Origin of the sequence: Candidatus Cyrtobacter comes, assembly GCF_034470605.1 — a bacterium.
GTDB classification, from domain to species: Bacteria; Pseudomonadota; Alphaproteobacteria; order Rickettsiales; family Midichloriaceae; genus Cyrtobacter; species Cyrtobacter comes.
Map to the genome: position 1 here is coordinate 1 of NZ_JARGYT010000046.1, position 9682 is coordinate 9682.

Annotated in this window: 5 protein-coding genes and 1 pseudogene; 4 read left to right on the forward strand and 2 right to left on the reverse strand. The window is 32.1% G+C overall.

The window, feature by feature from the left end; translation table 11 throughout:
• Nucleotides 1-86 (forward strand): annotated as a pseudogene (locus tag Cyrtocomes_RS03800) (IS5/IS1182 family transposase); the annotation flags it as partial.
• A gap of 823 nt (nt 87-909) precedes the next feature.
• Here the strand turns inward: Cyrtocomes_RS03800 and Cyrtocomes_RS03805 are convergent.
• Nucleotides 910-1683: an NADPH-dependent 7-cyano-7-deazaguanine reductase QueF gene (locus Cyrtocomes_RS03805; RefSeq protein ID WP_322497878.1), complete on the reverse strand. Its 774-nt coding sequence runs from the start codon at nt 1681-1683 to the stop codon at nt 910-912.
• A 12-nt stretch (nt 1684-1695) separates the two neighbouring features.
• A complete protein-coding gene (rpsU, locus tag Cyrtocomes_RS03810; protein ID WP_322497879.1) occupies nt 1696-1893 on the reverse strand; it encodes a 30S ribosomal protein S21 in 198 nt (65 codons plus the stop codon).
• 425 nt (nt 1894-2318) lie between these two features.
• Here rpsU and Cyrtocomes_RS03815 point away from each other — a divergent pair, with 425 nt between their 5' ends.
• From Cyrtocomes_RS03815 to Cyrtocomes_RS03825, 3 genes are all read left to right on the forward strand, one after another.
• Complete coding sequence (locus tag Cyrtocomes_RS03815) at nt 2319-3449, forward strand: hypothetical protein (RefSeq protein ID WP_322497880.1); 1131 nt, start codon at nt 2319-2321, stop codon at nt 3447-3449.
• 8 nt (nt 3450-3457) lie between these two features.
• Complete coding sequence (locus Cyrtocomes_RS03820) at nt 3458-8977, forward strand: hypothetical protein (RefSeq protein ID WP_322497881.1); 5520 nt, start codon at nt 3458-3460, stop codon at nt 8975-8977.
• Between the two features lie 228 nt (nt 8978-9205).
• Nucleotides 9206-9373 (forward strand): hypothetical protein, encoded by a 168-nt coding sequence (locus tag Cyrtocomes_RS03825; protein ID WP_322497882.1) that lies wholly within the window; start codon nt 9206-9208, stop codon nt 9371-9373.
• The last annotated feature ends 309 nt before the right edge of the window (nt 9374-9682 follow it).

A 9682-nucleotide genomic window follows, 5' to 3' on the forward strand; every position in this document is an offset into this window, starting at 1 on the left:
TTGCCAGTCGTTACGCTAAAAATGCCAAATCTTTTTTAGCTGCTGTGCAAATTAGATACATTGCTTTGTGGGCAAAAATCTCGTGACTATACTATTTAGCTCCTATTTTATATGACGTTTTATACTGACTTAACTATACCTCTATTTACATATGTTATAACTTTCTTACGAAAATCTGTATCATGCTGGCATTTTCCTTTGAATATCACTTATCTGTACTCAAATCTCAACTTAATTTACTATAGCATATAATAATCTCACCTATAGCCGTATAAATGATTATATAATTATTCACTTTACCTTAATCCAACAATACTAAAGTATTTTCAAAGTTAGCTATGTAACTCTTTTATGGCGATTTAGCTATATATTACAGCCTATGCTAGCTCAGCTTAAATTACCATATCCTTGATTCTCTGTGCTATTATTTTGCCATCACCGAATATGTAGATATCATTTACTCTCAACCTCCCTTTCTACAGCTTTTCCAGCATTGCGCATCCAACTATTTGAGTATTCATTATCTTAACATTACTAAGAAATACACCCTCTTTGAGGGTGTATTTTATTCTTTTGTCTCCTTCAATCTGATTCTTGCAACATTGTTTGCACCTTTACCTGCCTATCTTGAGCATAGTTTTGTTAGAGCAAAATTTACATCCATTCATAGAGTTGCTCACATTCATTCAATACACATTGTCACGCTATCATATCGCCACAACAAAATCTATCTTTATATGATAATGCAGAAATTGTTGCTTTCTATATGTAGTACTTAGTATAGATGTATAGATGTATAGTGATTTAAGCTGAATTAACATAGGCCCTAATATAAGCAATATTATCGGCCTCATTAAATAAAATAGCCTGTATACTAATTTAGTGTTGTTTACCCTTTTAAGAGGAAGCTTATTGTCTTAACGACCTATATAAACTAGGAAAAACCCCAGCAACATTGCTTCTTATTGGATTTATGTCTATGCCCCCCCTCCTATTATACATCCCTAACACAGCAAGATACTCCGGTTTGCAATCAACTAATATCCTTTCACAAATTTCCTGAATACAATCTTCGTGAAATTTATTTTTATTTCTTAATGATGTTATATAAAATAAAAGCGACGACCTATCAATCTTCTGTCCATGATACTCAATTAGTAAAGAACCATAATCTGGTTGCATAGTAACTGGACAATTAGATTTTAGTACATCACTATACAAACTCTCCTTTATATATACGTCTGGAAAACATTTAATTCCATCACCATACACATCAGAAATTGACACACCATCAATACAAACACCATCAATCGCCAGGCCGCGCTCTATATTAACTAGCTCGCTTATCTCAACCTCTATTTGAGTATTCAATAACCCCTCAATATCACGCACTATAGTCTCCTTTGCCTCTTGCGTTGATGAAAATTTATGTTCATTTAAAGACATGAGATAGAGTTTAACAGACTTAGATTCTAGAATATATTTTGACCTAGAATCATACGAAAGCCTCCCGACATGTACACAAGGCTTTCCACTAATATCTAACCAATACAGCTCGTATAAATTCCAAACATCTACACCAAACAGCAGATCACTAGAGACCCGCTCAACTACCCTCAGCAATCCGGGATTGTAGATAGAATTATAGCACGCTGCAACACCAAGGTGACCTATAGCCCCCACGCAAAAGCACCACTAAGAATTTTGGGACTGTCTTTTCTTCTTAGCTCTCATTACAGATTCCTTTCTTTTTCTCATTTTTGTTTCAGAAGAAGTCTCAAAATACCTCTTAATTTTGTATATCCTAAATATACCCTCCATCCTAACCTTTCTCTTCAAAACCTCTAAAGAGAAATCAACATTATTAAATCTAACAGATACCTTAGAAGACAACCCTATAACCCAGATAACAAAAACGAACGCCGAGGATTATATTACCTCTTTTAAGAAGAGTCAATTAACTATACCAAGATCAATAGAAGATGTATCAAAGATATTGTAACTCATAAAGGCATTCATAACTATAGCATTCATAACTATAGACATACAGCGGTGATAATTGAAAGATTGGAGTACTTGCGCAAAAATTGTCACAAAATTTGTCGCGAAGTGGCGAGCTACGAGAACTAGATAATATATTCACGAGTAACGGTATTTTGACGCTTTCTAAGGCGTGGCACCATAGCGATATAACACCCGCCAAACAATAAACCCGTGGCTCACAACTTGGGATATGAATTGCATTTCATATTGTTAGTGCTATAATGTGATACCAGGCCATTACAAATAATAGCCAATTTTATAAATTATTTTATGCTATGCCTACTATAGATCAACAAGACCTAGCTGCGTTAAAAAAGATGATAGATGACAATGCGGGAACTTTTCATGCATTAATAAGATACCTAGCAGAGATTGGAATGAATGCCTCTTACGTTTTAGGTCATCAGCACTATCTAAACATTAGGAATAATCCAGAAGAGCTTTATTTATTTTTAGAACATATTAGAAAGAAAAAGGGGGTTTTTGAAAGGGCAATGAACTATCTCACCACCTTAGAGCGTGGTATAGATGAAAAATTGGAACATATATATCCGAATCAACTTCAAGATAAGATAAAAAATCTTATAAAAATCTCATCCTATCTCTCTTCATTAGATATTACAGAATATAAAAATCTTAAGAATGAAATTAGTAGTGATAGCGATGCTATGCAAAAAGCTTCTAAATTTCTAGATTATTTTATTGATTTTCGAAGTTCTGGACACAGTTTAACTAATCAGATTAATAGAATGGTTGGATTGGTAACCGATAATAAGGTTATTCCAGTTAAGTTAATAGAATCTTATATAAAAAAGTTTGATCAATTAGACAAATTTGTCATAGATAAAGGCAATAACGTTCCTGGTAAGAGTCCAGCTTTTGATTTTATAAAGAAGAATCAGGAAATGTTTGACGATATGAAATCTTTCTTTAAAGATATATCTGGAGACGATCAAGAGGAGGTCGGGTTCATGAATGCGGTAGACAATGAGCATACACCTGGACCAAAACAATTGTATTCATTTGCAAAATTTTTTTCACAAATAGCAACAAGTGAGGATTATCGTGACGTACACTCTTTACCAACTTTTAATATAAGCAATGGATTACACCATTTTAGGATCTTGTTATTAAAGCTTAAAGATATAAATGCAGCTTATAGCACGTTGGATGCAGTTTTTTCTTACGACGAAGATAACAATGTTGATTTGTCATCCAAAATTCAGGAAGCGAAGTCTATTTTTTCTCAAATAGAACTCGAAGATATAATACTTCAAATTGGCGGCATGGATAAATACGATTCATTAAGTGATGAATTGTTTAATGCTGTAGAAGAGGTCAATGCATCCACACGCCCTGCAAAAAGAATGTATATAAAGAATTATATGACAGGCTTGGTACTGTAATCGGAGATTTGAGAAAGATTATAGCGTTAGTTGATATGAGACTTTCAAAAACCAATACAGTTATCAATAATGCGGAACATCCTAAAGATATCTTTAACGCCATCTTTCTTAATAATGGTGAACTTGTTAAGTCTCAGCTTGAGAATATCTCTTTTAGGCTGTCAGGAATAGAACAAGAATTAAGTGCTAATGATGATGGGCCAGGTTATGATAACAAAATATCAAATAAATTAAACTCGATTACAGAGAGTATTGATTCCGATATTAAAAATATAGTGTTGTCTGCTAGTAGTCTTATAATTCAAAGACCAGCTATAGATTTCTTGCACTTTAAATTAACCTCATTCTTTCATGCATTAAACACAGTTCAGACAAGGATAGAGTGGATGGGAGACATTTCTAAGAAATTTTTTAAAAAATTTCAAACGTTCCTTTCAGATGATTCAAAAAAATTCGATATACAAGAGATTAGAGATGAGGTTGGATACGATGGAAGCATTAACAATATTTTAAAATATGATATTAAATATGATGAGGAGCTTTCAATAGTTCATAACCTCATGAAGTTCGGCATTCATCTTAAAGCTATTCGTCAAAACAAGATCAATGCTGAGAGCACATCAGGTAGTATTCAACATAAAATACACAGTATAGATGAAAGGTTATCAGATATCACTGCGAATAAGTTACCTAATATCTTAGGGGAAATACGTGATTCCCAAGGAAATTGGGAAAAAATACCGTATGATATAGCAGATGCTTTTAAACTAAGTGACTTCTTTATTAAACAGAGAGAAGAATTGTTAGATAAATACAAAGAGATATTGATAGAGTATAAAGAATTTAAAAAAGCAAAGGAGGATTTAAAGAGCGAAAAGAAAAAGTTAGGGAAAAAAGATAAAGAACAGAGAGAGTCCGACCTAGAAAAACAAGAAAAAAAATTAGAGAAGAAAATAAAGAAGTATAATACAATAGTAAAAAATGATGATAAGGGCCTAGTTGAAGATTGCGAACTCAAGAATATAAAGAATAAAAATGCTAAGAACGAGATACTTAAGCTCTTTATTAAAACTGAATATGATAATGAGAGTGACCTTCGTTTGTTATCTGAATTAAAAAGTTATAAATGTAGTAAGCTGGAGGATCTTGATTGGAATACTAAAAAAATAAAGACATTTCTTAATGCTGAATACGAAAACATAAAAAAATTAGGCTCATTAATTGAGGAAAAAACTAAAACTACGGAAAAACTATCTAATAAAAAATCTCAACTTGAGCAAGAGAAGCAAGATCTAATGGAATACCAAGGTACTGATTCTACCCTTTGGAAAGATAGCCTTTCTAAAAGGGAGGCTAAGGTTATAAAAAATATTAAGAAAATTTTTACGAAAGATGGCTTCATAGACAACTTAATAGAATGGTCAGAGTCTATTAGAAATAGCGATGATATAGAAAACACTAATCATTTATACAAAGACTATATAAATATACATTTAAGCAATACTGTAATAAAGCCGCTAATGAAAATTAAAGCAGGTCATGATGTGAGTTACAACGATGTTATGGATTCTTTGCGCGGAATAGATACCCTATACGATGATCAGAAAACTTGTGAAATAACAGCCACTTATTTGGCTAAGAAATTTAAAGACCAAAACCAACTTCCCGAATATACTAACACAATTCAAAGTTTCTTAAATGATAATACTGGTTCTGATGTTCAAGATATTAGATTGAGCAAAAGTAATTATAAGGAGATTCAAGAACTTTCTAAGAATATATTCTTAACTTCTAATAAATCCTTAGCAAAAGCTGGAACCGTCTTATACAAAAGCAAAGCGTATAATGTTAGTGATTGTTTTAAAACCATATTGCCAATCTTGGAGAAAATGGTGAATATTAAAAAAAATTACACAAATTATACTGACCTTCATAATGATTTATTATTTATTTTAAGTGATTTAAATCTATCAAGTGTATTAATTAATCAACATGTTAATAGCGAACATGATAGTATTTACATCGGTCTACTCTTTAATGATGGTGAATTAGATAGCAAGTATCGCAACTTATTTAAGTATGAAAATGTTGATTTGGAATTTAATATTAACAATCAACAAAATACTCTAACAGATTTTAATAATGCCTTTAGTGACTTACTTAAGGATATAAAATCTATTATAAAAAATAAAAATTTTGATAAAAATTTTGATAAAAATTTTTATAAAAAGCTTACCACAACACAAGAAGCTGAAACTCTCAAAGCTCATAATGTCTACTATCAAAATACCAAACCTTTTAATGACTTTATAAAAAAAATAAAAAAAATAAATGAAGGGGAGTTGCAGAAAAAAATAATGTCAGCATCTGGATCTATAATTAAATTTATAAATGATGCACATAATACAAATCCAACAAAATTTTTTGATATAAAAAACGAGGTCTATGCTACTAGCTATTTAAATGCAAAAAATTATCCAGTTGATATGCCATTAATGCTTGAGCATTTTGGCGTTGCCCTGATTCGATCTATAGTAAATTGCCAGAAAACTGATGAGAATTTATGGAACTCTTATTATTCAGAAGCACTTATTAAACTCATAGATGAGATATTTAGTAAATTGCTTGTAGACAAAAACATGCAAGAATTACCAATGAACCTAAATGAAATAGCACCACAAATTGGTATATATGGTAATCCGCGCGCGGATAGCTTTCAAGCTCATAGCATACTGGGGACTTATCTTTCTGAGCATATTGATTCAACATGGACAAAGGTAATTAATGAAATTGCCTTTAATATAATAAGGGGCACTACCGAAAATGCACTAAGCCTCTACAAAGTATTAAATGACTACTACATAAACCATAGAGATGAGGAAGATGCAAGATATAATATAGAGATGAGTAAATCTAAAGAAGTGAGTAAACCTAAAGAGGAGAGCAAATCTGAAGATAATAACGAAGCTATTGAGAATGATAATCTTAATAACGAAGCGCCAACTCATCGCCCATCTATTTGGGAAAAGACATATAATGTATTTTCATATTTTTTATCATCAAGTAATGCTCCGGATGAAAACAAGATGGTCCTAGAAGAGAGTATTCAGTCATCACACTCATCAGATGATGAGTATGCTTTGAAGAAAATTGAAGTTACTCCACTAATGGACTTCACACATATTGGGAAAAAAGAAGGAGCTAAGACAGCCAAAAACATAATGAAATATGTAACTTATGAGAATATTGTTATTGGAGCCGCACCTGGCCATAAATCAAAGCTTTTTGTTGATGATAATAATGATAACTGCGCATTTATCGTAAAAGATCTCAAATCTGGATATGTTTTTATGGTATCAAATAATCATGTTGATGTACGTAATAGTGCGTTTTTAGATTCTGATACATCACCAAAATATATTAGTGATAAAGCATGGGATCCATTGTTTGAAAACACTGATAAAAATTTACCTGAATCATCATCACTCAAAGAACGCATGTCATTAATCCATCTTAATGAGTACCAGAAATTAGGATCAGGTATTAGTGATCATGACTTAGATACTACGTATAATGACTTTGATACAAAGGGTATTATAAAAGGGTTAGATCACGTTATATCTTCTATAGATAACCTTAAGATTTTGGAAAATGTCATTTACATCAGTGAAGACTCTAAATTTAAAGAGTTTATGTTAAACTTAATTGATGGTCATAAGAGTGGGCACATATCCCTCTCTTCCACATATAATGATTTTAAAAATGATTTTAAAAATTTTGTTGAACATAAAAACGTATGCAAGCCTGATATTTTAGACCTTCTAAAACAGCAAGAGCCTGTCGAAAACCGTGATTCTAATGATGACATTAGTTTGCGAGAAAGGGTGATGAAGCTAGGAGATCATATATATTTTAGTGCTAAATCTCATAATGATCTAGAACAGCTAGATATTAAAGAGCGTCTTGCAAGAGTTAGCCATATGAACTCACGTTCCTCAATTGGCGATGCATATAAAGAACAAAATGATGATCTTGGTGATAGTTCTAAAACCGGATACGAGCAAAAACCTTATACCACTCGGGATTTATTACCTGGTAAACAAAAATGTTACGCTCCTAATTACGTTTTTAAAGTTGAGCGAGAAAATAAAGATTATTGCATTAAAGGAAAAAACTTCTATTACCTTATAACCGAAGATTTGGCTTATGATAATCAAGCACGGCCTGGGTCAGATCGTCTATTTGCTTCCTGGCTCCCTTCAGTAGATAATGAACAACATTCCTGGAAACCTTCTCCATATATTACAAAGTATTTTGCTGACTACTTTGATGATAGCGCCTCACATTCTAATGATGCTTCTTCCTTTTATATATCTGATTATTCACCTCTTACTGACTCTTTACCCAACCCTGAAGCGGGCTTTAAATCTCTTACTGTATCATATACTGGCAAAGTCCATATGGGATCAATGCACTTTGATGCATTAATTACATATTGTGGTGCCGCAAAGTCATGCGATCGATTCTATGCTATTTTTAGATCTGTTAAGTCTACTACAGAACTAAAAATACAAAATATAGAAACTGGCGAAGAGATGTCTGTATCTATGGAGCCAAAAACTGAAATAACCGTAGATCTTGTTAAGATTCAGAATTATTTACACATTTCATCTAAAGTCTTGAAGCCATTAGATTTAGTGGCAAATATCTTGAGAGCAATGTCTAAACCTACATATGAAAATCTAAAAGATGTATATTCAGGATCTTTGCATACATATACACTCTTTAATGGATTTAATAACGTAGCTATGATTGGTACTGGATTCTCAATTGTAGTTGATACCGCGCCAAAAATATTTGAAGGAAAATATTCAGAGGCGGCGTGGTCAGGAAGCACAGTAGTAGCCGGTATATTAGTTTATAGCATAGCAGTTCCTAAGGCTATATCACATATAAGCCCAAAACTTGCTATTACTTATAATATTCTTACCACTTCTTATATTATGCTGGCATCCTCAAGCAATTTGCTTAAATTGCTTGCTGAATTTAGCGATGAGAAGTTTTACTATGAGGCATCAACGGCTCAAATGGATTTTGGTAAATTTGTAGCTTCAACACTTTCTTATATAATTCCAGACTCAGTACACAATTTTACTGCAGATGCTTGTTATTATACTAGCAAGTCAGAATATTTCAAATTACTTGCTTCTGTTGATCCTAAGATATCTAAAGATGTGCCAGAAAAACTATATAAATATATATATTTACCATTCATTGAACAACAACATTCTAAAAATACTGCTGTGGCTGGTGAGTTTAATAAAACAATAGTTAATATAACATTATCTGAAGGCAAAGGGTATATATGCTTAAGACCTAACGCCACTGTTTCTGCTGAGCAAAGTTACCATTGCTATGAAAGCGATAAAGATGAAGTTTACACAGTTATCGAATCTTCTAATGGTTTAGAGTTTACAGCAGTATATCAAAATAATCCGTGTATTGATGGTATTTGCTACTCTTATTAGGATATCAGAAAATCATATAGTGTTTATAGAACTTTTGAAAGACCTAAAGGCTCAATCTTAGAGATACTACATATCAAGAGATAAAACTGGCAGCTGAATGCCAGTTTTATCTTCTATGGCAGGCAATCCATTCTTATGGATAAAGTGGTTTATTTTATTAATAGGAGATACATTATTTGAAAATAACATAAAATCATACCACTCGATGTTTTTTATAAATGTTGTAAGGTGAAGAGTTCTGAATATGAAGGCTATGATGTTGAATGTAATAAGTTAGAAGTCGCTCTCCAAAACAATCAGCCAGGGGCAATGCAAGAAGCACTATCTAAAATAAATAATAAGGAAAGGATTTGTGAGGTCTTAAATTCGAAACAATTTTTTGCTTCATCGTATTAATTTAACTTAAATAACTATCTCTTTTGACTTATAAAAAATGAAACATTATTAAACAATGATATTACCATCCTATAAATGTTGAGTAGAAGTAACCACTCCACGCAATAAATTACTATCCTCTACCAAAAAACATTCACACGAAAGCTGTTTAGTAATTATATCACTCAATGATTTTAGTATATCGCCAAACTGCACCTTTCTTTTTCCATCTATAGCTAATCCGGTATAAAAGTGGTATGGTTATTACTGTGTGATTGGTGAGAGGTAATGAAGTAATAAAATGACATACTCTATACAATTTCGAAAGAA